Below are 26785 nucleotides of genomic sequence, written 5' to 3' on the forward strand. Positions count from 1 at the left end.
GCGTCCTTTTCCGGGCGTGCAAACCGGGCTTGCGGGGGTGAAGGATCGCTCTTCCATACCGCTGCCGAAGCTCAACGCCGACCTGGAGCTTTTGCAGACGATCTATGAAACCGCGCTTATCCCTGACAATTACGACGATCTGGTAGATACCTGGAGCGTCCGGCTTGAAAACGCCCTCGCTCAGGTTGAAGATACGGATCTGGACGGCTCACAGGATATGGTGACGCTCGATCTTTCGGAATCGATCCGCTACCTGGATACGTCACTGCGTCTGTTCGAGCGGCTTGACACCGCGCGCCGGCTGGAAAAGCAAACCCCGGAGGCGGAACGCGCAAGCCTGCCGAAGCTGGTTCTGGATGCCGCCGGCAAGGTGGTCTGGTACAACAGTTCGGCGCTGCGGATGTTTGCGCTGTCCCGGCAGAGCACGGCGCAAACGCTGCCCATGGACGACACGTCGCGCCGACGGCTGGAAAGCGAACTGGCCACGCTGGGGCAGGAGGTCGAACGCCCGCCGGGGCCGCTGGGGCGCCATCTGCCGCTGGTGGTCCTGCTGCACCCGCCGGGGGATGGCGCGCAGGTCTTCATGATCGGCCAGCGGCTGGCGCAGCACGGCCAACCCGATCTGCTGGTCCTAGATCAGGCCGACACCGGCTGGAATGAAGCGATCGAGGCGGTTCTGCAGGGGTCATTCGCCCTGTCGCGCGCCGAAACCGAAATCGTTGCCCGGCTGGCCGAGGGCGAAACGCTTTCCCAGATTGCAAAGGCCCGCAACCGGCAGCTTTCGACGCTGCGCACGCAACTGAAATCCGTCCTGCGCAAGACCCAGACCCGCTCACAGGCGCAGCTGGTCCGGCTGACGCTCAGCCTGGCCTCGCATCTTGATGCCAGCGGCGCCGACCTGAGCGCCTCCGAGGCCCCGTTTCAGGTTCACACATTGCCCGATGGGCGCAACCTGCATTTTCGCACGATGGGCCCGCCGCAGGGCGCGCCGGTCATGTTCCTGCATGGCATGCTGGACGGGCTGAACATCGGCGCCACCTTCCTGCAGGAGCTGACCACCCGCAACATCCGGCTGATCGCCCCGGAAAGACCCTGGTTCGGGGCCGCACCGGGGTATGATGTCGACATCCCGCAGGTGCCTGACACGCTGGCGGCGGATCTGACGCATCTGCTGGAAACCCATGATCTGAACGGCGTGCGGCTGATCGGGCATATGGCCGGGTCGGTCTACAGCTTTACCCTGGCGGCCAAGGCGCCGGAACGGGTGCGCGGCGTGCTGAATGTCGCCGGGGGCGTGCCCATCAGATCGCTGACGCAGTTCCGGCACATGTCGCCGCGCCAGCGCACCGTCGCCTATACCGCACGTTTCACCCCGAAGGCGCTGCCGCTGATCCTCCATGCCGGGGTGCGCCAGATCGAATCCGGCGGGGTAGAGCAGTTCGTGCGGGCGCTCTATGCAAGATCACCGATCGACCTGGCCGCCTTTGAAACCCCCGAGATCGGCACCACCATCGCCGACGGGGTCAGATTTGCCGTGGCCCAGGGCTACAGGGCGTTCGAGATCGACAGCTACCACGTGGTGCGCGACTGGAGCGCTCGGGTCGCCGCCAGCAAATGCCCTGTGGGGCTGCTTCACGGCCGCCATGATCCGGTGGTCTCGGCCGCTTCGGTCGAAGCCTTTGGCCGCACCCTGGGCGCACGCGCACAGGTCCAGATCGCCGAGGATGCGGGACAGACGATCCTGTTCACGCATCCCCGGATGGCGCTTGACGCGCTTGAACGCCTCTGACGGTCGCGGTTCAGGCGGGTTCTTCCTGTTCGCTGGCATGGGTTGGCGCGGGCACGGCAGGCTGCTTGCGCTCCAGCAGGCGGTTCATCTGGCTGAGCGAGGCCAGGTGGAAATGGATCAGCCCCAGCATGTCGGTGCGGAACAGATCGACCACCACCTCGTCAGACAGCGCCGCCAGCTTCTCGCGGTTGACGCGCTGGAAACCACGCAGGGTGAAGCTGCGGCCCCCCGGCAGGCTGATATTGGCGATGGCGGGCTCCAGGATGCCCAGCTGGTTCAGCCGCTTGCCAAAGGCGCGGGTCAACTGGTGCTGCGCCTGATAGTCCGATGCGAATTGCAGCATCCGCTCCAGATACTGGGTGCGGTTGCCATCGGCATCGAACAGCCGCTCACCGCGGCCTTCGGTGTTCACGCCGGAAAACCCGGTGTCGATGCACAGGGTCAGGGTCTCGCCGTTTTCACCGGTCGACGCAAAGACAAAGGGATAGCGGCGCAGGAAGGCCGGGACATAGCGGCCTTGCCAGCGATGATCCGAATCCAGGAACAGGTTTTCACCCGCTTCCAGTCCCAGCAGCCCCACCGGGGTCAGGTCATCGCCTTCGCCAGCAAAGACCACGGGCATCTCGGCGCCGGCCTGTTCGAATTCCGCGGCGACCAACGGCACCGAATGCAAGTCCCGGGCAAAGGCCCAGCTCTCGCCGGTGCGGATCGAAATATCCTGATGATGTTCGGCGGAAATCGGCACCGCGTTTTCGTAGATCAACAACTGCTTGCTCATGGTCTTTCCTGTCAAATGATGGATCGTTCAGATGTTCGGCCTGCAGCAGCGGTGCCCCGGTCCGCTGCCTGTTCGGGTCATCCGGCACCGTGATCCCTCATGCCGGGGGCGAGATGTCAGCATTTTTCAAAGCGCACAGGCAAGTCAACCCCGTATAAGGGCCTGCATGCCCGTGCGGGGTGGTTTTTCCCTGCGGTGACCCTGCCCGGCGGCCCGGGCGCCGGGCCGGATGATCCGGGGGATGGCGCCGGGGGGCTTTGCGAACGGGGCTTTGACAGAATGCAAGGCGTGCATTGATTTTTCGCGCCCATCCGGGCAAACCCGGGACGCAAAGGCCCAAGGAGACCCCCGAGCATGACCCGAATCGACGATACCTTCACCCGACTGCGCGCCGATGGGCGCAAGGCCTTCGTCTCCTACATCATGGGGGGGGACCCGGATCATGCAACCGCGCTGGAGCTGATGAAGGGTCTGCCCGGCGCCGGGGTGGATATCATCGAACTGGGCGTGCCCTTTACCGACCCCATGGCCGATGGCCCCACCATCCAGGCCGCGGGCCAGCGCGCCCTTGCAGCTGGACAGACGCTGGAAAAGACGCTGGACATGGTCCGCGCCTTCCGCGAGGGCGACACCACCACACCCATCGTCCTGATGGGGTATTACAACCCCATCTACAACCGGGGCGTCGAACAGTTCCTGAAGGACGCGGTCAGCGCCGGGGTGGACGGGCTGATCGTGGTGGACCTGCCGCCCGAGGAAGATGACGAGCTTTGCATCCCCGCGCAGGCGGCCGGGCTGAACTTCATCCGCCTGGCCACCCCCACCACCGATGACCGCCGCCTGCCGGCAGTGCTGAAGAACACCTCCGGATTTGTCTATTACGTCTCGATCACCGGGATCACCGGCGCCGCCGCAGCACAGGCCGGGGACGTCGGCCCCGAGGTGGCGCGGATCAAATCCGCCACCGATCTGCCGGTGATCGTGGGGTTCGGCATCAACACCCCTGACAGCGCCGCGGCGATTGCCGCAGTGGCTGACGGCGCGGTTGTGGGCTCGGCCATCGTCAAGATGGTGGGGGAAGGCCGCCCGGTGCCCGAGGTGCTGGCGTTCGTCGCCGGGCTGGCCGAGGGCGCGCATCGCGCCTGAGCCAAGGCCGCAAGGCGCATGCCCCCCAATGCCCGGGCGTGCCGCTTTGCAAGGACATGAACCGGGGACCTGCCGGGGCGGTCCTGCTGCGATCAGGTGTGGGCAAAGACCGCATCCAGGATCGCGCCAAGCGCCTGGGCATCTTCATCCGTGAAGGCATCGGGCTGGTCGCTGTCGATATCCAGCACGGCAATCACCTCTCCCGCGCTGTTGCGCACCGGCAGCACCAGTTCCGACCGGGTCGATGACGCGCAGGCGATATGGCCCGGAAAGGCATCCACATCGGGGACCAGTTGAACCTGCCCGGTGCGCGCCGCCGCACCACAGACCCCGCGCGAAAACGGGATCACCAGGCAACCATGCCCGCCCTGATAGGGACCGATCTTCAGCAACCCGGGTTCGGTGACGCGGTAAAAGCCGGTCCAGTCGAAACGCGGGTCGCAATGGTGGATCTCGCAGGCCAAGGTCGCCATAAGGGCGACGGGGTCATCTTCGCCCTCGGTCAGAGAGCGGATGCGCGCGGCAAGGGCGGGGTAATCGGGCATGGGTCTGTCCTGCAAGCGGGCTTATTCGGGCTTGTCGATACTGTAGCGTTCGAACAGCTTGGCCTGGGTCATGAAGAAACCGAAGAGCGCGGCGGGCAGCACGAAGGTCTTGAAATTCACCCAGGCATCGGTGGACATGAGCCGCCAGACCAGCTCGTTCGACAGGGCCAGAACCCCGAAGAACAGCGCCAGCCGCTTGGTCAGCAGCATCCAGCCCTCGCGCTGCAGCGGCATCATGCCATCCATGACGAATTGCAGCCAGGATTCGCCACGCAACAGGCCCAGCCCCAGCACCAGCGCAAACATCGCATAGATGATGGTCGGCTTCATCTTGAAGAAGCGTTCGTCATTCAGCCAGACCGTCAGCCCGCCAAAGACCACCACCAGCACCAAGGTGACCACCTGCATCCGGCTCAGCCGCCCCGAAAGCAGCCACAGCACCCCCATGCAGGCCGCCATCAGCGGGACAAAGGCGGCGGTGATGAGGATGAAAGCCTCGTATTCGGTGCCACCGATGACGAAACTGTCATCGCGCAGCCAGACATAGGCGACAAAGAACAGCAGCACAGGGCCAAGCTCCAGCGCGAGTTTCAGCCCCGGGTGGACATTCCGTTCCTGCATATGCCGTTCAACTCCGAACTGTCGGTTTCGATTCTGGGTGTGGGCCTGATGCCCGACCTAGCCGCGTTCGGCAATGCGCAAACGGTGCGTGCGCCCGCTGCGCTGATAGACCAGTTCGCTGTTGCCTATGGCGGTAACCTGCCCCCGGTCCAGCCGGTCGCCGACCCGCACCCGCTCGATCCGCCCGTTGGACAGGCGCACCAGCGCGGTGCGGTTGGCACTGGTGCCAAAGACCCCGATCAGGTTCAGTTGCCGCAGATTGATGGCGCGGGTCTGCGTGGCCTCCCGCGCGACCGAGGCCGAGGTGGGGATCGACGGGGTGGCGCGGGGCGTGGGTGCGGCCTGCTGGCGCGGCGCCGACTGGGCGGCAGCGATGGCCTGTTGCACCCGGCGCGAGAAACCGTCCGGGCGCTCATTGGGGCGCAGCGAACTGGCCACCGCCAGCGGGTTGTCGCTTTCGATCGGGGCAGATGCCGCGGCGGGGTCCGCCTCGGCGGGGCGGGTGACCAGGTCATCGGGGCGGGCGGCAGGGCGCAGGGCGGTCAGCACCAGCCCACCCGGGGTGGCGCTGACATCCGGCGCATCCGCCGCGGCCTGCGCGATGTCTTCGCTGGCGGTGTCTTCGCTAGCGGTGTCTTCGCTGGCGGTATCTTCGGCCAGGGCATCGGTCGTGGCTTCGGCCTGTGTCAGGACGGATTGCGGAACCTCGAGCGCGGCCGGACGGGCGGCGGGGCGCAACCCGTCGAATTCCGGCGCGGCCTCGGTGAAAAGGGCGATCCCCTGGGCCAGCGCGGTCGCTTCCAGCGCCGCGCGGGCGGCCGATGGGGTGTCGGTTTCCTCCTCCGGCAGCAGGCTGGCGCGCTGCGCGGCGGTGTCATTGTCCGGGGTGGCGTCCGGGGCGACTGCGGTTTCGGTTGCGGTTTCGGTGGTGGTTTCTGCGGTGGCGGTTTCGGTGGGCGCCTGCTGCTGGACGGCGTCATCGCGCGGCGCGGCGGCGGCGGAAGTGCTCTCCACCGGCAAGGCAGCCAACTGGATGTCATCGCCGGATGGCGCCGGTGTCAGTTGCGCGTCCTGATCGGGGGCCGGTTCCTCGGGGGCCAGGCCTTCGGGGCGTTGCGGCGGCACCGCGGCGGGGCGGCCGTCGATCACCTCGGGCGGGGGGGCGAAATCCGGCGACGACAGCATTCCGGGGATGTCCTCGGTCCCGAAGGGCGCCGGCGCCATGGGGGCCTCGGGCATCTGTGCCGCGGCGCTGGAGGGCGGGGTCAGGGAGGACAGGGCAAAGGGCTCCATGCCGCTGACCTCGGGCGTGGTCTGCAGGGCGTCGCTGCCATCGGTGGCGCCCCCGTCCAGGAATGCCTCGGCCTCGGGCATTGCGGTGCCCGCGGGTTCGGCCATGCCGACCCCGGCGGCAGGCCCCTCACCCGCAGTTTCCACCTCGGGGGCGGCGGGGGCGGCCTCTTCGGTGCTGCCGGTGTCAATGGCGCTTTCAAGCTCGGCCAGGGCGGCATCGATCTGCGCTTCCTCGTCAAAGACCGGGGCATCCGTGTCCTGATCCAGCGGAAGCGGGGCGGCGGCCTGGTCCTCGGCGGGCGACGGCGCGGTTGTGGGCAACTGGACGCCGGTTTCCGGATCACGGATGAAGAACACGGCCCAGACCGCAACCGCGGCCAGCGCGAGGATCAGGGCACCGGTCAGCAGCAGCCCACGCCCCAGAAAACCGCGCTCGGCGGGGACGTTGCCGCGGGCGCCAAAGATGGTCAGCTTCTCGGCCTCGGTGCCGACAGCATCGGCCGAGGGGGTGCCGCGGCCAGGTTTGTCCGCCAGGTTGCGGACCGGTGCTGCAAGCGCCTCTTTCAGTTCCGGGCCGCCCAGGGATCCCGCCGCCGCAGGCGCCCTGGTGTCGGACTGGGCCGGGGGTGGCTTCGGGCTGGCGGGTTTAGGCTCTGGCGCCGGGTCTGCGGCGGGTGGGCGTTTCGCCGCGCTGGCGCCTTCGGTCCGTTTCAGCAGCGCGCGCGCCCTGCCCAGCAGCTTGCCGGTTGCGGGATCGGCGGCGCCAAGGGCCGCCGGGTCGGTCCCGGCCTCGGCCGCAGGCGTTTCGGGCGCCCGCGAAGGCACGAGCTTCCTGCCCAGCCCGCCCAGCCGCGCCAGGGCAGAGGGCGCCGGGGCCGCGCTCTCTGCGGCGGCGGGAACGGGGGGCGTGGCCGGCGCCGCAGAGGGTGCATCCGGTGCGCCCGCCCCGGTGGCCGCGACTGCCGGGCGGCGCGAACTGAACTGCGCGACCGGTTCCGGTTCGGCGGGCTCTGCGCTGCCCTTGCCCTTGGACAGCCACGGCAGGAGCGATGCGGGCGGTGTCACCTTGTCCTTGACCGGTGGCTTGGACGGACCTTTGGATTTGTTGCGCTTCGATTTCCCGGCGCGATCTTTCGGCGTATCAGTCTTTGGCTCTGCGATCGGCTTCTCGGGTGCGGCGTCCGAGTCCTTTGCGGAGGGGGCCTTTGCCGAAGCGGCCTTTGCAGGGGGATCGGAGGGGGCCGCAGACCCTTGCCCCGCGTCATCGCCGGAAGCTGCAGGCGTTTCGGGGGCCGCAGCGCTTGCGGCCGGGGGCGGCGCATCGGCCAGCGCCCCGACGGATTGCACCGGCGCCAGATCCCGTTCGATCACGGCGCCCTTGGGCAGCAGCCGGGCCGCCATTTGTGTGCGACCGAAATAGACCTCACCCATGAACTGATCCGGGCCCGGCGCCGCAACGAAGGCCACTGCGTCGATGCCATGCTCGGCGGCGAAGCCCTCGGCCTCCTGCAGCGTGTCGCGGGCAACCACGGCCACCTGCAGATCATCGCCGATCCCGCACCAGTCAAAGACCAGTTCGTCCACCCCATAGGGGGTCATCCCGTCGATGGCGCGGCCGATCTGCTCCTGACGGTCGCTGTCTTCGGGGCCCGGCGCGTGGACCGACGTGTAGAGGATTTCCGTGCCCGGAATGATCAGCTTGGAGGGATCGGACGCATCCCGCCCCCCCCCGGCGGCCTGGGCTTCGGCATGGGCCGCGCGGACCCGGGCCGAAAACTCCGGATCACTCAGCGGGATCAGGGATGTGTTGCGCCAGCCATCGGCCATGCGCCGAAGCACCTCGATCCCGTCGCGCGACATGCTGATGGCGATTTGTGGTTTCATGCTCTGCCTCTAGCATATGGCAAACGCGGGCGGGGAGTCCGCTTGACGGGCGCGCATCCCATATAGCGACTTTCCGCCGAAATTACACCCCGCCGCGCGCCGCGCGCAACGCCGGGGCGATCACCATTCCCGGCGTTGGCGCTTTCGCGGATCAGGCCGGGCCGCTGGCCTTGGTCAGCGCCTGGTCCAGATCGGCGATCAGGTCATCGGCGTCTTCGGTGCCGATGGACAGGCGCACCACATCGGGCGCGGCCCCGGCGGCGATCTGTTGTTCCTCGGTCAACTGTCGGTGCGTGGTTGAGGCCGAATGGATGATCAGCGAGCGCGTGTCGCCCAGATTGGCCACATGGCTGAAGATCTCGACCGCATCGATCAGCTTCACGCAATCCTCATACCCGCCCTTGAGCGAGAAGGTGAAGAGCGAGGACGCGCCCTTGGGGCAATACTTGGCCATACGCGCATAGGAGGGCGACGATGGCAGCCCCGCATAGGTGACATAGGCGACGCGGGGGTCCTGCTCGAGCCATTGGGCGACCTTCACGGCGTTTTCCACATGCCGGTCCATGCGCAGCGAGAGCGTTTCGATCCCCATCATGGTGTAATGCGCGGCCTGGGGGTTCAGCGTCATCCCCAGATCGCGCAGACCGATGGCGATGGAGTGGAAGGTGAAGGCCAGCGGGCCGAAGGTTTCGTGGAATTTCAGCCCGTGATAGGCGGGCTCGGGTTCCGAGAAGGAGGGGAACTTGCCGTTGGACCAGTCGAACTTGCCCGAATCAATGATCGCGCCGCCGGTCACGGTCCCGTTGCCGGTCAGGTACTTGGTCATCGAATGCACCACCAGCGTGGCGCCGTGTTCGATGGGGCGGCACAGGTAGGGGGTGGCGGTGGTGTTGTCGACGATCAGCGGCACGCCCTTGGCATCGGACACGGCGGCGATGGCCTCGATGTCCGCGATATGCCCGCCGGGGTTGGCGATGGATTCGCAGAATACCGCGCGGGTGTCATCATCGATGGCGGCGGCCAGGGCGTCGGTGTCGTCGATATCGACGAATTTCGCCGACCAGCCGAAGCGGCGGATGGTCTGGCTGAACTGGGTCACCGTTCCGCCATAGAGCCGGTTTGACGCGACAATGTTCTTGCCGGGCCCCATCAGCGGGAACAGCGCCATGATCTGCGCCGCATGCCCCGAAGAGCAGCACACCGCCCCCACGCCGCCTTCGAGCGCGGCCATGCGTTCCTGCAGCGCGGCCACGGTGGGGTTTGTCAGGCGCGAGTAGATATAGCCGACCTCCTGCAGGTTGAAGAGCGCGGCGGCGTGGTCGGCATCGCGGAACACATAGGCCGTGGTCTGGTAGATGGGCGTCTGCCGCGCGCCGGTGGCCGGGTCAGGGCGGGCGCCCGCGTGAATCTGCAGCGTGTCGAAACCGTGGGTCGGCGGTGTCATGGGATCCTCCCGGGTGTGATGGTTGGGCGCAGGCTACGCAAGCCGGGAAGGATGGGCAAGCCGGGAAGGATGGGCAGGGGGACGGGCAGCGCCCCTGCCCCCGCGATGCACGGGTTGGAGCGGCAGGATTTGAGTATTTCGGGCAGGATGAAGCAGGGGGGAGGCGCGCGCCGGGATTGCATCGGCGCGCACCATGCGGCGTGCCGGGTTCAGTTCGTCTCGGCGCCCGGACCGCCGACGACCACAAAGGTCAGCGCTTCAGGGTCAAAGAGCCGCGCGGCCATGGTGTTGAGGTCATCGAGGGTGAGCGCCTCGATCAGGTCATTGCGGATATTCACATAGTCGATATCGAACCCCTGGAACTGCATGGAGGCCATGATCGAGGCAATGGAGGCATTGCCGTCAAACCGCAGCGGATAGGCGCCGGTCAGATAGGTGCGCACGCGGGCGGCTTCATCCTCGGTGATGCCGTCTTCGGCCATGGCGCGCCATTCGTCGCGCAGAATGTCCAGAACCTGGGACACATGCTGCGGATCGGTGGACAGTCGGCCCTGATAGCTTTCGCCCAGCGCGCCGGTGGCCAGGAAGCTGCCCACGCCATAGGTCAGGCCGCGTTCCTCACGCAGGGAGCGCATGAGCCGGGTGCCGAACCGCCCGCCGCCAAAGGCCTCATTCACCACGAAAGCAGCCAGGAAATCCGGGTCATCGCGCGCAATCCCGGCATGACCGAAGGAAATCACCGTCTGCGGGCCATCGAAGGGCACCTCATGCACGCCGGGAGCGCCAATGAACTCCGCCCGGTCTGGCAGTGGCGTGTCGGCCACCGGCAGATCAGCCAGCAGGTAGTCCACGAGCGCGGCCAGCTCTTCGGGCGCGATATCGCCTGCGGCACCGATATGGACCCGGTCCCGGGTGAGGGCAGCGCGGTGCATTGCGCGCAGGGCATCGGCATCAAGCGCGGCCACGGTTTCCGGTGTGCCGTCGCTGGAACGGCCATAGGGATGATCGCCGAAGGCAAGGCGCGCGAATTCCTGCCCGGCGATACTGTTGGGGTTCACCGCATCGCTGCGCAGGCTTGAGATCACGCGGCCGCGCGCGCGCTCAATGGCGTCGGCGTCAAATCGCGGCTCATGCAGGGCCAGCCGGATCAGGGCCTGGGCCTCTTCTCGGTTTTCGGTCAGCAGGCGCGCCGACAGGCTGACCGAATCCCGGCCCGAGGAAAAGCTGATCCGTGCGCCCAGCTCCTCGCGCGCCTCGGCGAAGGCCTGCCCGTCCAGATCGCCTGCCCCGTCGCCAAGAAGCGCGGTCATCAGGTTCACGGCGCCCGCCTGCTCGGGCGGCTCGATACTGGCGCCGCCGCGGAAATGCACATCCAGCGCCACAAAGGGGATGGCGTCATCCTGCACCAGCCAGGCGGTGAAACCGGCGGGGGTGGTCACTTCGGTGATGTCGATTTCCGCCCGCAGCGGCAGTGCGGCGAAAAGGGTCAGCGCGCAGCCCAGCGCGGCCCGGTGGATCATGGACCGGATCATTGGATCAACTCCTCTTGCGCGTCATCCATCAGGGGCGGGGTCAGCCAGCCGGTGACGGCGTGGCGGCGGTCCAGCACGCTTTCGGCGGCGGCCATGATGTCCTCGGCCTCGACCGCCAGCAGCGCGTCCAGCCAGCCTTCGACATCATCGACCGTCAGGCCCACGCTCAGCGCCGTGCCGAATTCGCGCGCCCGGGCATTGGCGTCATCCATGCCATAGATTTCCGAGGCGCGGATCTGCACGCGCACCCGCTCCAGCGCGGCCTCATCCGGGCCGGTTTCCAGGAATTCGGCCACAACCCGGTCCAGGGCATCCTCGGCCTCGTCCAGGGTGATGCCATCGGCAGGCGCGATGCCCAGGTTGAAAATGCCGTAATCCCGCGCCGTGCCGTTGTAGCCCGCCCAGGCCGACAGCGCGATGCCTTCGTCGATCACCAGCGCGCGCTCCAGCACCGAGGTGCGCGAACTGCCCCCCAGCAGCGCGGCCAGCATCTGCAGGGCTGCGGCTTCGGCCTGATCGCCGCTCTGGCGCACGGGGGCCAGATACATGCGGCTGACATAGGGCTGACCGGCGCGGGCATCCTCCAGCACCAGGCGCCGTTCGGCCAGGTGCGGTGGCTCCATGGGGCGGGCCACGGGCTGGACATTGGGGTTGGGCGGGATGGGGCCGTAATGGGTTTCGGCCAGTGCCAGCACCTCTTCGGCGCTCACATCACCCGCCACCACCAGAATGGCGTTATTGGGGCCATAATGGCGGTCATAGAACTCCATGGCGTGATCGCCGGTCAGGTCCGCCATTTCGTGGCGCCAGCCGATGATGGGCACGCCGTAGGGGTGGTTCTGGAACAGCGCCGCGCGCATCTGTTCGTTGAGCTGCGCGCCGGGGCGGCTTTCCAGCACCTGCCCGCGCTCTTCCAGGATCACGCCGCGCTCGGGCAGCCATTCGGCCTCGGTGAAGGATAGATTGGCCATGCGGTCGGCCTCCATCTCCATCATCAGCTCCAGCCGGTCCGAGGCCACGCGCTGGAAATACCCGGTAAAATCATAGCTGACAAAGGCATTGTCCCGCCCGCCCTGGGCTTCGACCACGGCCGAGAATTCACCCGGCGCGCGCGTGTCGGTGCCCTTGAACATCAGGTGCTCCAGGAAATGCGCGATCCCCGAACGGCCCGGCGGTTCATCCGCCGCCCCCGCGCGATACCAGACCATATGCACGGCCACAGGGGCGCGGCGGTCTTCGACCACGACAACCTCCAGCCCGTTGTCCAGGGTGAAATGGCTGACCGGGTCCGCCCACAACGGACGGGCCAGCAGCAGCACTGCCACAAGCGAGACGCGCAGAAACACCAGAAAACCCTCCATGTCAGCCTTGAAGCGACAGTATGCGCCCCGCTGCCAGGATCAACCCGCCCTACGCGAACGTGAGAGGTGTTCAGCGCCGGGTGAAACGCGGCTCGGTCCCTGAAAGCAGCCGCGAAATATTGCTGCGGTGGCTCCAGAAGATCAGCCCCGCCATGGCCAGCAACAGGACCAGCGCATCCCCCTGCCCCGTGCCCAGCGCCACCAGCGGCGCCAGCCCCGCCGCCACCAGCGCCGCCAGCGAGGATATCCGCGTGGCCGCAAACACCGCGGCCCAGAGCGCACAGGCCGCCAGCCCCACGGGCCAGGCCAGCACCAGCGCCACCCCCAGCCAGGTCGCCACACCCTTGCCGCCGCGAAAGGCCAGAAACACCGGGAACAGATGACCCAGGAAGGCCGCCAGCCCTGCCGCCTGCGCCGCGTCCTGCCCCGCCAGCGCCCAGCCCAGCCCCACCGCCAACGCCCCCTTTGCCCCGTCCAGAACCAGCGTCAGCGCCGCCGCCGCCTTGCTGCCCGTGCGCAGCACATTGGTCGCGCCAATATTGCCGGACCCGATCCCCCGCAGATCCCCCAACCCCATCGCCCGCGCCACCAGCGGACCGAAGGCGACCGAACCCAGCACATAGCCCAGCAGACCCAGAAGCCCGATCAGCCAGAGCGGTGTCAGCAATTCCGGCATGGGTTACGCCTCCGCGAAGGGAAAGACCTGCGCGCCGCCGATCCAGGTGCCCAGCACCCGCCCCTCCATCCGTGCCCCGTCAAACGGCGTGTTCTTGGCCTTGGAGTGCAGCGCAAAACGGTCCAGCACAAAGGGCGCATCAGGGTCAAACAGCACCAGATCCGCCGGCGCCCCCGCCGCCAACCGCCCCCCCGGCAGCCCCAGCCGCCGCGCCGGGTTCAGCGACATCGCACGCCAGAGCTGCGGCAGGCTCAACGCCCCGGCATGATAAAGCCGCATCGCTGCCGGCAGAAGCGTTTCCAACCCCACCGCACCCGCGGCGGCGGCTTCAAAGGGCAGGCGCTTCGATTCCTCGTCCGCCGGGGTGTGCATCGAACAGATCACATCGATCACCCCCGCGGCCACCGCCTCCACCACCGCCAGCCGGTCATCCTCGGACCGCAGCGGCGGGGTCAGCTTGAAGAAGGTCCGGTAATCGGCCAGATCGAACTCGTTCAGCGTCAGATGATGGATGGAGACACCCGCTGTCACGTCCAGCCCGTTGCGCCGCGCGCGTTCCAGCGGTGGAAGGGTCCGCGCGCAGGTCACCTGATCGGCGTGATAGGCCACGCCCGTCATCTCCACCAGCGCCATGTCGCGGTCAAAGCCCATCCGCTCGGCCATGGGCGACACCCCCGGCAACCCCTTGAGCGAGGCAAACTTGCCGCTGGTCGCACAGGCCCCCTGCGACAGGCCCGGGTCCTGCGGATGCCCCATAACCAACACTCCCAGACCGCGGGCATAGGTCAGACAGCGCGCCAGGACGCGCGTATCCGCGACCACCCGCGATCCGTCCGAAAACGCCACCGCACCGGCATCGCTCAGAAATCCGATCTCGGCCATCTCGCGCCCGGCGCGCGCGCGCGTCAGCGCCGCCATATGCCGGATCCGTACCGGGGTCTGCGCCTCGGCGCGGCGGGTGACGAATTCCAGCACCTCGGGGGTGTCGATCGGCGGGTCGGTGTCCGGGCGCGCAATGATGGTGGTTACGCCCCCTGCCACTGCCGCCCGGCCCGCGGACCGGAAGCTTTCAACATGGCGCGCGCCCGGCTCCCCCACCTGCACGCCCATGTCCACGATCCCCGGCGCCAGGCACCGGCCCGCGCAATCGATCACCCGGCCCCCGCCCTCATGCGCGCCCTGCGGCATGTTTTCGGCCAGCACCTCGGTGATCGCCGCGCCTTCGACACGGACCGCCCCCGGATAGTCCACCCCCGCTTCGGGGTCGATCAGCCGTGCATTGACAAACCAAAGCGTCATCGCCGCCCCACTCTTTCCGTCCCGCGCCAGAACCTCAAACCCACATTGCCCCGCCTAGCCCCCAAGACTGCTCCAACCCGGCCGGAACGTCCCATGGGCGTCAGGCCCACCTTCGCTGCTTCGTCTTGCCAGGAATACCCAAGCCGCCCACGCCCCCACGGGCGTTCACCTTCCACAAGGGCACGCCCCGTCAAGCCCCTGCCCGTTTCGCACGCCGGTCGCGGGTCCGCAGGATGGTCTCCACCACATCCTCGGCCCCCGCCACATGCTTGATCAGATGTTTGTCGCCGGCGCGGGTGACCAGTTGCACATCGCCGAACAACCGCCGCACGGTGATGAGTTCCAGCAAATAGATGGCCCGCCCCCCAGGCCCCACCAGGCGGCGGTTGGTCAGGACCCAATGCACACCCATCTGTTCGGAATAAAGGTAGGCCCCGCGCGCCGCCAGCGCCAGCACCGCACCCAGCGAACCGATGAACCAGTGGTCCGAGCCGATCACCGCAAGCACCATCCCCACCAGCCCCATGCCCAGGATCGCCAGCACCAGATGGTCGCGCAGATAGGTGCCGCGGTCCGAGCGGATGTCGATAAGCCGCTTTTCGCCCTTTTCCAGTTCCAGCACCGTATCGGCGGCGCGGGCCGCCGGGATCCGCTCAGCCATCGACGCTACTCCGCAGCCGTTCGCGCTGGCGCGCGTCGCGCAGGGTCGCGGCCAGCCGGTCCATGACCGCCATGCGCACCGCCACGCCCATCTCTACCTGTTCCTGAATGACAGAACGGTTGATGTCATCGGCGATCATCCCATCGATCTCGACCCCGCGGTTCATCGGCCCCGGGTGCATGACGATGGCATCGGGCTTGGCGCAGGCCAGCTTTTCGGCATCCAGCCCGTAGCGGTCGAAATACTCGCGCTCGGACGGGATGAAACCGCCGTCCATGCGCTCCTTCTGCAGGCGCAGCATCATCACCACATCCGCATCCTCCAGCCCCGCGCGCATGTCGTCATGGATTTCGCAGCCCCAATCGGCGGCCCCGGCGGGCATCAGCGTGGGCGGCCCCACCAGCCGCACCCGGCTTTCCATGCGGTTGAGCAGCAGGATGTTCGACCGCGCCACCCGGCTGTGCGCGATATCCCCGCAGATCGCCACCACCAGCCGGTGCAGCCGCCCCTTGGCGCGCCGGATGGTCAGCGCGTCCAGCAGCGCCTGGGTGGGGTGTTCGTGCCGCCCGTCCCCGGCGTTGATCACCGCGCAATTGACCTTCTGCGCCAGCAGATCCACCGCCCCTGACAGCGGATGGCGCACCACCAGAAGATCCGGGTGCATGGCGTTCAGGGTCAGCGCCGTGTCGATCAGCGTCTCGCCCTTCTTCAGGCTGGAGCTGGCCATGGACATGTTCATCACATCCGCCCCCATCCGCTTGCCCGCCAGTTCGAAACTGGCCTGCGTGCGGGTTGAGGCTTCGAAGAACATGTTGATCTGGGTCATGCCCGCCAGCGCATCCGAATGCTTGCTGGCAGAGCGGTTCAGCGCCACATAGCGTTCGGCCAGATCCAGAAGCGCCGTGATTTCATCCGGCCGCAGCCCGTCGATGCCCAGAAAATGCGCGCCGTTGAATGTCATGTGCCCCCCGGATGTCCCTGCGGTTATAGGAACAGCGGCCGGGACGGGCAAGCGGGATCGGACCCGCGAAGGACTGCGGGCCCGCCGGATGTGGCGCGGCCTTGCCCCCCGCGGAACCCGCGCGCATGGGGATCAGGACCCGTGCCTCAGCGCAGAAGATGCACGGTGCAGGGCGCATGGCGGACCACACGCGCGGTGGTGGAGCCATACTCGCCCTTGTGGGTGCGATGGCTGGCCATGACGATGCAATCGGCGCCCAGTTCGGTGGCCTGCGCGATGATCTGGCGCCCGGGCTCGCCATCGATAATGCGGATTTCGGCGCCCAGCAGGGTATCGGCATGGCGCTGCAGGTCATGTTCGATGGTGTTGCGCATCTCGGCGCGGGCAGAGTCCGGCAGATGGGCGGCGGCGAATTTCGGCACCGGGTCCATGATGTGCAGCAGGGTCAGCTTGGCCCCCGGCGCGGCCAGCGACCGCGCCGCGGCGATTTCCGCCTTGGCCGGGTGCCCGGGCTCATAGGCCAGCGGGATCAGGATGTTCTTGTACATGGGTCCTCCTCCTTGGTCATTCCTTGATCGCTTCAACGCAGCGGGCGCAAGCTGGTTGCGCCTTGCCGCCCCCGCCGATCAGCGCAGCACATGCACCGCACAGCCTGCATCGCGCACTACCCGCGACGAGGTCGAGCCCAGCAGCATGTCCTGCACGCCCAACCGGTGCGAGGGCATGACAATGCAGTCCACCTCGTTGTCGCGCGCCCAGTCCAGGATCACCCGGCCCGGGTTGCCTTCGGACACGATCACCTGGCCATTGTCGATCACCGCCAACTGCGCGGCCAGGTCGGCCTCGATCGCGCGGCGCAGATCCTCACGCCAGCCATCCGGCAGGTAATCGATGGCAAAGGCGGGGGCCTCCTCGATCACATGCAGCAGCGTCAGCCGCGCCCCGGGGGCGGCCAGCTTGCGCGCCACGGTCAGTGCAGGGCGAAAGGGCCTGTCAGGCTCATAGGCGACCGGCACGAGTAAATGGTGATACATCTTTTCCTCCAGACAGGGCAGGATCATGCATCACAGATGCCGATCATGTCCTTGATTCAGGTCACATCACCGACAGGATTGCCGGTCTGCAACTCCGGGCATCAGCGATGCGCCCGCGCGCGCGAACAGAACCGCCAGCACGATCCGCAACAGATGATGCAGGGTCACATAAACAGCGCCCATCTGCAAAGACAGGGCCACCAGCGACATTTCCGAGATCCCCCCCGGCGCAAAGGCCAGGATCACCGCGGGCACAGGCTCGCCCACCGGCCCGGAGAGCGCCAGCGCGATGGCCACCGCCAGCCCCATGGCCGCCACCACGTAAAGTGTGGCCAGGCGCAGCGCCAGCCACAGCCGCCCCGGCGCCATTCCCGCAAAGCGTGTGCCCAACGAGGTGCCGATCACCCATTGCGTCAGCAGGATCGCCCAATCGGGCGGGGCGGCATGGATCCAGCCCATGGCATGGGCAAACCCGCTCAGCGCCATGGGGCCAATGAGCACCGGCGCGGGCACGCGCAGCCGCACCGCCCCCCACCAGCCCAGCCCCGCCATGGCCACCAGCGTCAGCGCGTCCAGCGCGCCCAGCGGGTCCTCCTGACCCGGCAGCACCAGCCCCGACCCGCTGCCCACCGCCTGCCCCGTGACCAGCGCAAAGGCCAGGGGGACCGAGATGATGCACAGCACGATCCGCGTGAACTGCAGCATGACCAGCATCTGCGGCTCGGCCCCGGCTTTTTCGCCCATGGACAGCGCCTCGATGAACCCGCCGGGCATCGAGGCATAGAACGCCGTCACCGGGTCCATCCGCCCCATGCGCCGATAGGCCAGATAGCCCGCCCAATGCACCAGCGGCACAAAGGCCAGCAGCGCCAGCAACGACACCCACCACCCCGCCGCCTGCGCCAGCGGATCGGCGGGGACGCTGGCGCCGATGGCCACACCGATCACCGGGACCAGCACATCGCGCCAGCGCATCGGTACCGCAGGCAAGGCGCCAAAGACCCGCAGGCCCGCCGCCGCCGCCGTGGCCACACAGACCAGCGAGCCGATCAACATGCCCAAAGGCACCCCGATCCACAGGAACACCGCCCCGCCCAGCAGCCCCAGCGCAAAGGTCGCACCAAAGACGCGCGCCGGCACCCCGGCGGTGATACGGTGAAGAAGGTCTTGCATCACAATGGTTTTCCCGGCCGCCATGAAACCGGCAGCAGTGCCGGCAGGCCCCGGCGCCTTCAGCATTAGCCCGTGCAGGCGCCGGAATGCAACCGCGCCTGCCCTTTCGGCCACCGCGCGCGCTCACGGCTTTGCGCATGGCCCGGCGCGCCCTGCGCCCTATACTCCCACCGTATCGCATTGCAGGAGGCTCCGCCGATGTCACTGACGCTCCCCCGTATCCTGTCGACGCTGGCCGCGCTGGTGCTTGCCGTTGCCCTGCCCTCGGCCCCGGCCGCACAACAGACCGAAAGCGCGCTGGTCGCAGGCGGCTGTTTCTGGTGCGTGGAATCCGATTTCCGGCGGGTCGAGGGCGTGGTGGATGTGCGCGTGGGCTTCGCCGGCGGGGAGGAGGTCAACCCCAGCTACGATGACGTGGTACGCGGCCGCACCGGGCATCTGGAGGCCGCGCGGATCGAATTCGACCCGGCGCAGATCAGCTATGACCAGATTCTGCATCTGTTCATGCGCTCCATCGATCCGCTGGATGCAGGCGGCCAGTTCTGCGACCGTGGCCGCCACTATACCACCGCCATCTTCGCCGACGGCCCCGCCCAGCGCGACAGCGCCGAGCAGGCCCTGCGCCGCGCCGCCGCCGACCTGGGCCAGCCCGTGGTCACGGCCCTGCGGGACACCATGCCCTTCTACGAGGCCGAGGACTACCACCAGAACTACGCCAACAGCACCGACCTGGTGATGACCCGCTTCGGCCCACGGCAGATGCAGAACGCGTATCGCCTGTATCGCAACTCCTGCGGGCGGGACGCACGGGTTCTGGAACTCTGGGGCGATGACGCCCCCTTTGCCAGCAAGTAAGCTGCGCCGCCGCCGGGCGATGTGCCGACGCTGCATCATCCCGGCGCAATCGCCTGACGCCAAGCAGGTTGTTGTAGAAATCTTAAGCACACCCACATAATGTGGCGAAAGCGAACAGGGGCTGTGGCGCGGGGATAACCCGCACCACGGGGGACTGACATGTTGCAGATCACGAATGGCATTGCCATACAGGACTGGGAGTTGAGCGAACAGTTCACCCGTGCCTCGGGGCCCGGTGGACAGAATGTCAACAAGCTGTCCACCGCGGTGGAGCTGCGCTTCGAAGCCGCGCGCAGCCCGCAGTTGGCGCCGTCGGTCAAGGCGCGGCTGAAGCGTATGGCCGGGCGTCGCTGGACCAGTGACGGCGCCGTGATCATCCGCGCCGAAGACACCCGCAGCCAGGCCCGCAACCGTGAGATCGCCCGCGAACGGCTGGCCGAACTGATCCGCGCCGCCCTGACCCCCCCGCGCCCGCGCATCCGCACCCGCCCGCCACGATCCGCCGACCGCAAGCGACTGGACCAGAAGACTCAGCGCAGCGCAAAAAAGGCCCTGCGCGGGCGCGTGACGCCCGACAGCACCGGTTAGAGAGGCCCCCCAATGAAACTGCGCAACAAGCGACTCGATCATGCCCTGGACATGGGCAGCAGGCTGCGCCGCCCGGCGCTGCCTTTCGTGCAGAGCGCTTCGGTCGGGGGGCTGTTTCGGCCCATGATGCTGCAGGCCGCCGCGCTGTGCCTGCGCCCGGGCCCCAATGACACGCCCGAGGTCCTGCTGGTGCGCACCCTCACCACAAAGCGCTGGATCCTGCCCAAGGGCTGGCCCGAAGAGGGGCTGACCCTGGCCGAGGCCGCCGCCCGCGAGGCCTGGGAAGAGGGCGGCGTGCGCGGGACCGTGGCGACCCACCCCATCGGCAGCTTCACCTATCGCAAGCTGCGGAAGGACGGCATGACACTGGACTGCCGCGCCGATGTCTTTGTCCTGATCGTGGATGAAATCTGCGACCGGTTCCCCGAAAGCGATATTCGGGACAGGACCTGGACGCACCCGCACAAGGCCGCAAAAATGGTCACCGAACCGGATCTGCGAAAGCTCTTGGGCGGACTCTGATCCCGCACATTGTCTGACTGTCATAAAACCGTTATGCGCAAGGACAGATCGGGCAGCGACGGGCATTCGGACTGGTGACGGATCATTCGAACAAGGCGTGGAAGACACTCCACAAGGACCTCGGGCGCGTCGGACAGCTTGAGCGCGCAACGCAATATGTCTCGCGCCCGCTGGTGGCGCCGGGACTGGCGCTGGTGTTCATGATGCTGGTGGGGATTGCCGCCGCCGTGTTCATTGGCCAGCAACCGCTGGGGTTCGTGGTGGTCGCCGCGGCCATCGTCGGCGCCTATATGGCGGTGAATATCGGCGCCAACGATGTAGCCAACAACATGGGCCCCGCGGTGGGCGCCAAGGCGCTGACCCTGGGCGGGGCGCTGGTGGTGGCCGCCATCTGCGAAACCGCCGGCGCGCTGCTGGCGGGGGGAGAGGTGGTGGGCACCGTCTCGCGCGGGATCATCGCGCCTGAATCGGTGGCCGAGCCGCAGATCTTCATCTGGGCGATGTTCGCGGCGCTTCTGGCCGGGGCGCTGTGGATCAACCTGGCCACCTGGATCGGCGCCCCGGTCAGCACCACCCATTCCATCGTCGGCGGGGTGATGGGCGCAGGCATCGCCGCGGCGGGCTTTGCCGCCGTCAACTGGGGCACAATGGGCCGGATCGCGGCCAGCTGGGTGGTCTCACCGGTGCTGGGGGGCGTGATCGCGGCGCTGTTTCTGGCCTTCATCAAGGTCAAGATCATCTATGTCGCCGACCGGATTGCCGCGGCGCGGCTCTGGGTTCCGGTGCTGATCGGCATCATGGGCGGGACTTTTGCCACCTATCTGTCGATCAAGGGGTTGGACAAGGTCATCGCGATCAGCTTCGGCAACGCGGTGCTGATCGGCCTGGCAGTTGCCGTGGTGCTGACGGCGGTGATGCGCCCGGTGATCCGGCGCCAGAGCACGGGGCTGGACAATTCCAAGAAATCGCTCAAGGGCCTGTTTGCCATCCCGCTGGTGTTTTCGGCGGCGCTGCTCTCCTTTGCCCATGGCGCCAATGACGTGGCCAACGCGGTGGGGCCGCTGGCGGCGATCGTGCACGCCATCCAGGCCGGCGGGTCGGCGGATGCGGTGCAGATCCCGCTCTGGGTCATGGCCATCGGTGCGCTGGGCCTGTCGGTGGGGCTGATCCTCTTCGGGCCGAAGCTGATCCGCATGGTCGGCAGCGAGATCACGCGCCTGAACGCCATGCGCGCCTATTGCGTGGCGCTGGCGGCGGCGATGGTGGTGATCCTGGCGTCATGGCTGGGTCTGCCGGTCAGTTCCACCCATATCGCCATTGGCGGGATCTTCGGCGTCGGGTTCTTTCGGGAGTGGTACCATGAACGCGTGCTGAACGAGAACCGCACGGACCCCGCCATGCCCGTCGAGGAACGCAAACGGCGCAAAGTCGTCCGCCGCGCGCATTTCCTGACCATCCTCGCGGCCTGGGTGGTCACCGTGCCGATGGCGGCAACCCTTTCGGCCGGGTTGTTCCTGCTGCTCAACCGCATCGCCCTCTGAACGCCTCACACACCCAGGCCACAGGCAAAAGCGCCCCGAGGCGCAAGGGTGGGTGGGTGGGTGCGCCTCGGGGCGCTTGCGACATGGGTCAGGGGCGCGGCACCGACCGGGATGCGCGCGCGCTCAGTTCGCGCGCTGCACCGCCCGTACAAAGGCCGTGATCTTGCTGCGCCCCTCTGCAGGCGCAATCGGCGATGCTTCGGTGGAATGGACGCTCAGCATCACCCCATGACCGTTCACAACCAGCGCGGCGCGCCAGTGCTCGGCGGCCAGCCGGGCGCCTTCGTTGGGGCTGGTATCGCGGATGTGCAGATACAGCACATCGCCCCGCAAATCCCGGTCCAGCACCGTGATGGTGGCCGCATCATCGGCGCGGCTGAGCATGGCCTGCCCGCGCGCCGTGTCAAGGAAACTGGCATAGTCCCGTATTGCGATACCGGCATCGACCATCGCATAGGTCGCACTCAGGATGGCATGATGGCGCGGTCCGCGGCGGGCACCGGCCAGCACATCGCACCCCCCCAGCAGCACAAAACCACCATCGGCCTGCCGGACCGCGTTCTCAGGGTCGATGCAATAGCCCGAGGGCCCCGTGATCGCCAGCCCGCCCGGATCACGGAACACACGGGTTTCGGTCCCGCCGCGGCTGAGGTCCGGCACCGAGCGCCCGATGTCAAAACACCCTGAAAGGACCAGCGCCGCTCCGATCAGCACGGACTGACGGAGACAGCGCCAGGACCGCTCAGATATCCATGTAGACATGGGCTTCCGCGGCCGCACCGGGATGGGTCACCGCGCCCAGGCGGGTGGAACCGACCAGCTGCGCGTATTTCCACAGCGCCCCCGAGGCATAGATCGTCGGGCGCGGCCCCGGCCACGCCTCCTTGCGGCTGGCCAGTTCCGCATCCGACAGATCGACCGAGATTTCCCCCGTCAGCGCGTTGATGGTGATCACATCGCCGTCACGCAGCAGCGCAATCGGGCCGCCATGCGCCGCCTCGGGGCCGACATGGCCCACGCAGAACCCGCGCGTGGCGCCGGAAAACCGCCCGTCGGTGATCAGCGCCACCTTCTTGCCGCGCCCCTGCCCGCTGATCGCGGCGGTGGTGGCCAGCATCTCGCGCATCCCCGGCCCGCCGGCGGGGCCTTCGTTGCGGATGACGATCACCTCGCCATCGCGGTATTCGCGCGCCTTGACGGCGGCAAAGGCGTCCTCTTCGCTCTCGAACACGCGGGCGGGACCGGTAAAGACCTGCTCTTCCTCGGACATGCCCGCAACCTTCACGATGGCGCCGTCGGGGGCCAGATTGCCCTTCAGGCCGACAACGCCGCCGGTCCTGGTGATCGGCGTGGCGGCGGGGTAGATCACGCGGCCATCGGCCTCGCGGGTGACGATATCCAGCTCCTCGCCCATGGTGCGGCCCGTGGCGGTCATGCAATCCTCGTGGATCAGGCCCGCCTTGCGCAGCTCCTTCATCACCACCGGGACGCCACCGGCCTCATAGAGGTCCTTGGCCACGAACTGCCCACCGGGTTTCAGATCCACGAAATAGGGCGTGTCGCGGAAGATGTCGCAGACATCAAAGAGGTCGAAATCGATCCCCGCCTCATGCGCGATGGCGGGCAGGTGCAGCCCTGCGTTGGTCGACCCGCCGGTGCAGGCCACAACGCGGGCGGCGTTTTCCAGCGATTTGCGGGTGACGATGTCGCGCGCGCGGATGTTCTTTTCGATCAGATGCATCACCGCCACGCCCGACGCTTCGCAATACTGATCGCGCGACTCATAGGGTGCAGGCGCGCCGCTGGAATTGGGCAGCGCCAAGCCAATCGCCTCGGAGACGCAGGCCATGGTGTTGGCGGTGAACTGCCCGCCACAGGCCCCGGCGCTGGGGCAGGCCACCCGCTCCAGGATTGCCAACTCAGCGTCGGAATAGTTCCCGGCCTGATGCTGGCCCACGGCCTCGAACACGTCCTGCACGGTCACGTCGCGCCCATCCAGCCGCCCCGGCAGGATCGACCCGCCATAGATGAAGACCGAGGGCGTGTTCAGCCGGACCATGGCCATCATCATCCCCGGCAGCGACTTGTCGCAGCCCGCCAGCCCGACGATTGCATCATAGCAATGCCCGCGCATGGTCAGTTCCACCGTGTCGGCAATCGCCTCGCGCGAGGCGAGGCTGGAGCGCATCCCCTCATGCCCCATGGCGATCCCGTCGGTGACGGTGATGGTGGTGAACTCGCGTGGGGTGCCGCCCCCCATCTTGACCCCGTGCTTGACCACCTGCGCCTGACGGTTGAGCGCGATGTTGCAGGGCGCGGCCTCGTTCCAGCAGGTGGCAACGCCGACCCAGGGGCGGTGGATTTCCTCCTCGGAGATCCCCATGGCGTAGAAATAGCTGCGATGCGGCGCGCGGGCCGGGCCTTCGGTCACATGGCGCGACGGCAGGCGGGATTTGTCGAAACGGCTCTGGCTCATGTGGTCCTCCCCGAAAACTGGCCCGATACTGGCTTGGCACTTGGGATAATGCGGCGAAACCCGGGGGGCAAGCGCGAATGCCCGCAGGCCCGGCTGACAGGGGCGCATCACAGATCACCGCTTCCCTTGGCGCGCATTTTCCTGTATGGCGCGCGCATCTGAGACGGTACGCCCGGACCCCGGCGTTCGAAGCAAGGTAGGAGGGGTCGGCGGCAATGGGGCCGCCATTGACATGGGAGACCCGGCAGGGGCCGGGAGTGCTCCCCAGAGGATACGCTGAATGTTCAACATCACCAGGAAATCGATCCAGTGGGGGCAGGAAACGCTCACGCTGGAAACCGGGCGCGTTGCCCGTCAGGCCGATGGCTCGGTCATCGCCACGCTGGGCGAAACCAGCGTCATGGCCAATGTGACCTTTGCCAAGCAGGCGAAACCGGGGCAGGATTTCTTTCCACTCACGGTGCATTACCAGGAACGCTATTACGCCGCAGGCAAGGTCCCGGGCGGCTTCTTCAAGCGCGAGGCCCGGCCGAGCGAGAAGGAAACCCTGACCTCGCGGCTGATCGACCGGCCCATCCGGCCGCTCTTCGTCGATGGCTTCAAGCATGAAGTGCTGGTCATCTGCACCGTGCTGAGCCACGATCTGGTCAACGAGCCCGACATGGTCGCCATGATCGCGGCATCGGCGGCGCTGACCATTTCCGGCGTGCCCTTCATGGGGCCGATCGGGGCGGCGCGCGTGGGCTTCGTGGATGGTGAATACGTCCTGAACCCCGAATGCGAGGACATGCACAAGCTGCGCGAGAACGGCGAGCAGAAGCTGGACCTGGTGGTGGCCGGGACCAAGGATGCGGTCATGATGGTCGAATCCGAAGCCTATGAGCTGTCCGAGGCCGAGATGCTGGGCGCGGTGAAATTCGCCCATGAACGCTATCAGCCGGTGATCGACCTGATCATCGACCTGGCCGAGGAAGCCGCGAAAGAGCCCTTCGACTTCACGCCTGCGGATTATTCCGCGCTTTACGCCGCCGTGCGCGAAAAGGGCGAGCCGCTGATGCGTGCCGCCTTTGCCCTGCGCGACAAGCAGGAGCGCACCAACGCCATCTCGGCGGCGCGTGAGGCCGTCCGCGCCAGCCTGAGCGAAGAGCAGCTGGCGGATGAAAACCTGGGCGCGGCGTTCAAGAAGCTGGAAGCGTCGATCCTGCGCGGTGACATCATCAACGGCGCGCCGCGCATCGACGGGCGCGACACCACCACCATCCGCCCCATCGTCTGCGAACCCGGCGTTCTGCCGCGCACCCACGGGTCCGCGCTGTTTACCCGCGGGGAAACCCAATCGCTCTGCGTGGCCACCCTGGGCACCGGCGATGACGAGCAGTTCATGGATGCGCTCACCGGCACCTGGAAGTCGAACTTCCTGCTGCATTACAACTTCCCCCCCTATTCGGTGGGCGAAGTGGGGCGCTTCGGCCCTCCGGGACGGCGCGAAATCGGGCATGGCAAGCTGGCCTGGCGCGCGCTGCAGGCGGTGCTGCCGGCGGCCACGGACTTCCCCTACACCATCCGCCTGGTCTCCGAGATCACGGAATCGAACGGCTCCAGTTCCATGGCCACGGTCTGCGGCGGGTCGCTGTCGATGATGGATGCGGGCGTGCCGCTGAAGGCGCCGGTGGCCGGTGTGGCCATGGGTCTGATCCTGGAAGATGACGGCCGCTTTGCCGTGCTGTCGGACATTCTGGGCGATGAAGACCACCTGGGCGACATGGATTTCAAGGTCGCGGGCACCGAAGACGGCATCACCAGCCTGCAGATGGACATCAAGGTCGCGGGCATCACCTTTGATATCATGGAAAAGGCACTCGCCCAGGCCAAGGACGGCCGGCTGCACATCCTGGCCGAGATGAACAAGGCCCTGGCCGCGCCTTCGGGCTTCAGCCAGTATGCGCCGAAGATCGAGACCATGCAGGTGCCCACCGACAAGATCCGCGAAGTGATCGGAACGGGGGGCAAGGTCATCCGCGAGATCGTCGAGGTCTCGGGCGCCAAGGTCGATATCAATGACGATGGCGTGATCAAGATCGCCTCCAGCGACCAGGCGGCGATCCAGAAGGCCTATGACATGATCCATTCGATCGTGGCCGAGCCCGAGGTCGGCAAGATCTACACCGGCACCGTGGTCAAGCTGGTGGATTTCGGCGCCTTCGTGAACTTCTTTGGCAAGCGCGACGGGCTGGTGCATGTGTCCCAGATCGAAAACCGCCGCCTGAACCACCCTTCGGACGTGCTGAAGGAGGGCCAGGAGGTCAAGGTCAAGCTGCTGGGCTTCGATGACCGTGGCAAGGTGCGGCTGGCCATGAAGATGGTGGATCAGGCCACCGGCGAGGAAATCCAGGGCGAAAAGGCCTGAGGCCCCACGCTCCTGCAGCATCACCTGATACGCCCCGGCCCCTGGCCGGGGCGTATTGCATTTCCAGGCAGCAGGACACCGCCGCAACGGCAGAAGGTCGCGTTGCGCTTGAGTGTGGTCATGCTACGATTGAACCGACCCTTCCTACGGGTTGTTTCAACACGGACGTGTCCGCACCCCGCATGGGCGAGGGCACCGA

At 67.2% G+C, this 26785-nt stretch carries 23 protein-coding genes; 7 read left to right on the forward strand and 16 right to left on the reverse strand.

Annotated elements, in window-relative coordinates; all coding sequences use genetic code 11:
- Positions 1-16 precede the first annotated feature (16 nt).
- Complete coding sequence (locus HUK65_RS19110; RefSeq protein WP_179905993.1) at positions 17-1789, forward strand: alpha/beta fold hydrolase; 1773 nt, start codon at positions 17-19, stop codon at positions 1787-1789.
- 10 nt (positions 1790-1799) lie between these two features.
- Here the strand turns inward: HUK65_RS19110 and HUK65_RS09835 are convergent, their stop codons facing one another.
- Positions 1800-2567, reverse strand: a complete 768-nt coding sequence (locus HUK65_RS09835; protein WP_179905994.1) for a SapC family protein — start codon at positions 2565-2567, stop codon at positions 1800-1802.
- 354 nt (positions 2568-2921) lie between these two features.
- Between HUK65_RS09835 and trpA the strand changes: the two genes are divergently transcribed.
- Positions 2922-3713 (forward strand): tryptophan synthase subunit alpha, encoded by a 792-nt coding sequence (gene trpA, locus HUK65_RS09840; protein ID WP_179905995.1) that lies wholly within the window; start codon positions 2922-2924, stop codon positions 3711-3713.
- Positions 3714-3805: 92 nt separating this feature from the next.
- Here the strand turns inward: trpA and HUK65_RS09845 are convergent, their stop codons facing one another.
- From HUK65_RS09845 to HUK65_RS09905, 13 genes are all read right to left on the reverse strand, one after another.
- Positions 3806-4258 (reverse strand): GAF domain-containing protein, encoded by a 453-nt coding sequence (locus HUK65_RS09845; RefSeq protein ID WP_179905996.1) that lies wholly within the window; start codon positions 4256-4258, stop codon positions 3806-3808.
- Positions 4259-4279: 21 nt separating this feature from the next.
- A complete protein-coding gene (locus HUK65_RS09850) occupies positions 4280-4879 on the reverse strand; it encodes an inner membrane-spanning protein YciB (protein WP_179905997.1) in 600 nt (199 codons plus the stop codon).
- Positions 4880-4936: 57 nt separating this feature from the next.
- On the reverse strand, positions 4937-8056 hold the full coding sequence (locus HUK65_RS09855) for a hypothetical protein (protein WP_179905998.1): 3120 nt from the start codon (positions 8054-8056) through the stop codon (positions 4937-4939).
- Positions 8057-8207: 151 nt separating this feature from the next.
- Positions 8208-9500 (reverse strand): O-acetylhomoserine aminocarboxypropyltransferase/cysteine synthase family protein, encoded by a 1293-nt coding sequence (locus tag HUK65_RS09860; RefSeq protein ID WP_179905999.1) that lies wholly within the window; start codon positions 9498-9500, stop codon positions 8208-8210.
- A gap of 209 nt (positions 9501-9709) precedes the next feature.
- Entirely contained in the window at positions 9710-11032 is a 1323-nt protein-coding gene (locus tag HUK65_RS09865; RefSeq protein WP_407692428.1) for a M16 family metallopeptidase, read from the reverse strand.
- A complete protein-coding gene (locus HUK65_RS09870; RefSeq protein WP_235441876.1) occupies positions 11029-12393 on the reverse strand; it encodes a M16 family metallopeptidase in 1365 nt (454 codons plus the stop codon). Before HUK65_RS09870 ends, HUK65_RS09865 begins: the two co-directional genes overlap by 4 nt.
- 70 nt (positions 12394-12463) lie before the next feature.
- Positions 12464-13069, reverse strand: a complete 606-nt coding sequence (plsY, locus tag HUK65_RS09875; RefSeq protein WP_179906000.1) for a glycerol-3-phosphate 1-O-acyltransferase PlsY — start codon at positions 13067-13069, stop codon at positions 12464-12466.
- Positions 13070-13072: 3 nt separating this feature from the next.
- Entirely contained in the window at positions 13073-14368 is a 1296-nt protein-coding gene (pyrC, locus tag HUK65_RS09880; protein ID WP_179906001.1) for a dihydroorotase, read from the reverse strand.
- A 190-nt stretch (positions 14369-14558) separates the two neighbouring features.
- Positions 14559-15029 carry a hypothetical protein gene (locus HUK65_RS09885; RefSeq protein ID WP_179906002.1) on the reverse strand — a complete coding sequence of 157 codons (471 nt, stop codon included), beginning with the start codon at positions 15027-15029 and terminating at the stop codon, positions 14559-14561.
- Positions 15022-15990 carry an aspartate carbamoyltransferase catalytic subunit gene (locus HUK65_RS09890; protein WP_179906003.1) on the reverse strand — a complete coding sequence of 323 codons (969 nt, stop codon included), beginning with the start codon at positions 15988-15990 and terminating at the stop codon, positions 15022-15024. The genes HUK65_RS09885 and HUK65_RS09890 overlap by 8 nt, the downstream gene beginning before the upstream one ends.
- A gap of 146 nt (positions 15991-16136) precedes the next feature.
- Positions 16137-16538: a universal stress protein gene (locus HUK65_RS09895; RefSeq protein ID WP_179906004.1), complete on the reverse strand. Its 402-nt coding sequence runs from the start codon at positions 16536-16538 to the stop codon at positions 16137-16139.
- A gap of 78 nt (positions 16539-16616) precedes the next feature.
- Positions 16617-17051: a universal stress protein gene (locus HUK65_RS09900; protein WP_235441877.1), complete on the reverse strand. Its 435-nt coding sequence runs from the start codon at positions 17049-17051 to the stop codon at positions 16617-16619.
- Positions 17052-17090: 39 nt separating this feature from the next.
- Positions 17091-18197, reverse strand: a complete 1107-nt coding sequence (locus HUK65_RS09905) for an AbrB family transcriptional regulator (protein WP_179906005.1) — start codon at positions 18195-18197, stop codon at positions 17091-17093.
- A 198-nt stretch (positions 18198-18395) separates the two neighbouring features.
- On the opposite strand from HUK65_RS09905, the gene msrA reads away from it, so the two are divergent.
- From msrA to HUK65_RS09925, 4 genes are all read left to right on the forward strand, one after another.
- A complete protein-coding gene (gene msrA, locus HUK65_RS09910) occupies positions 18396-19052 on the forward strand; it encodes a peptide-methionine (S)-S-oxide reductase MsrA (protein WP_179906006.1) in 657 nt (218 codons plus the stop codon).
- A gap of 159 nt (positions 19053-19211) precedes the next feature.
- Positions 19212-19640 carry an alternative ribosome rescue aminoacyl-tRNA hydrolase ArfB gene (gene arfB, locus HUK65_RS09915; protein WP_179906007.1) on the forward strand — a complete coding sequence of 143 codons (429 nt, stop codon included), beginning with the start codon at positions 19212-19214 and terminating at the stop codon, positions 19638-19640.
- A 12-nt stretch (positions 19641-19652) separates the two neighbouring features.
- Positions 19653-20162: an NUDIX hydrolase gene (locus HUK65_RS09920; protein WP_235441878.1), complete on the forward strand. Its 510-nt coding sequence runs from the start codon at positions 19653-19655 to the stop codon at positions 20160-20162.
- Between the two features lie 74 nt (positions 20163-20236).
- Positions 20237-21703: an inorganic phosphate transporter gene (locus tag HUK65_RS09925; protein WP_179906008.1), complete on the forward strand. Its 1467-nt coding sequence runs from the start codon at positions 20237-20239 to the stop codon at positions 21701-21703.
- Between the two features lie 123 nt (positions 21704-21826).
- On the opposite strand, the gene HUK65_RS09930 is transcribed toward HUK65_RS09925, so the two are convergent.
- Entirely contained in the window at positions 21827-22417 is a 591-nt protein-coding gene (locus HUK65_RS09930; protein ID WP_179906009.1) for a hypothetical protein, read from the reverse strand.
- A 28-nt stretch (positions 22418-22445) separates the two neighbouring features.
- A complete protein-coding gene (gene ilvD / locus HUK65_RS09935) occupies positions 22446-24179 on the reverse strand; it encodes a dihydroxy-acid dehydratase (RefSeq protein WP_179906010.1) in 1734 nt (577 codons plus the stop codon).
- Positions 24180-24459: 280 nt separating this feature from the next.
- Between ilvD and pnp the strand changes: the two genes are divergently transcribed.
- Positions 24460-26586: a polyribonucleotide nucleotidyltransferase gene (pnp, locus tag HUK65_RS09940; RefSeq protein ID WP_179906011.1), complete on the forward strand. Its 2127-nt coding sequence runs from the start codon at positions 24460-24462 to the stop codon at positions 26584-26586.
- The last annotated feature ends 199 nt before the right edge of the window (positions 26587-26785 follow it).

This window comes from Rhabdonatronobacter sediminivivens (assembly GCF_013415485.1).
GTDB classification, from domain to species: Bacteria; Pseudomonadota; Alphaproteobacteria; order Rhodobacterales; family Rhodobacteraceae; genus Rhabdonatronobacter; species Rhabdonatronobacter sediminivivens.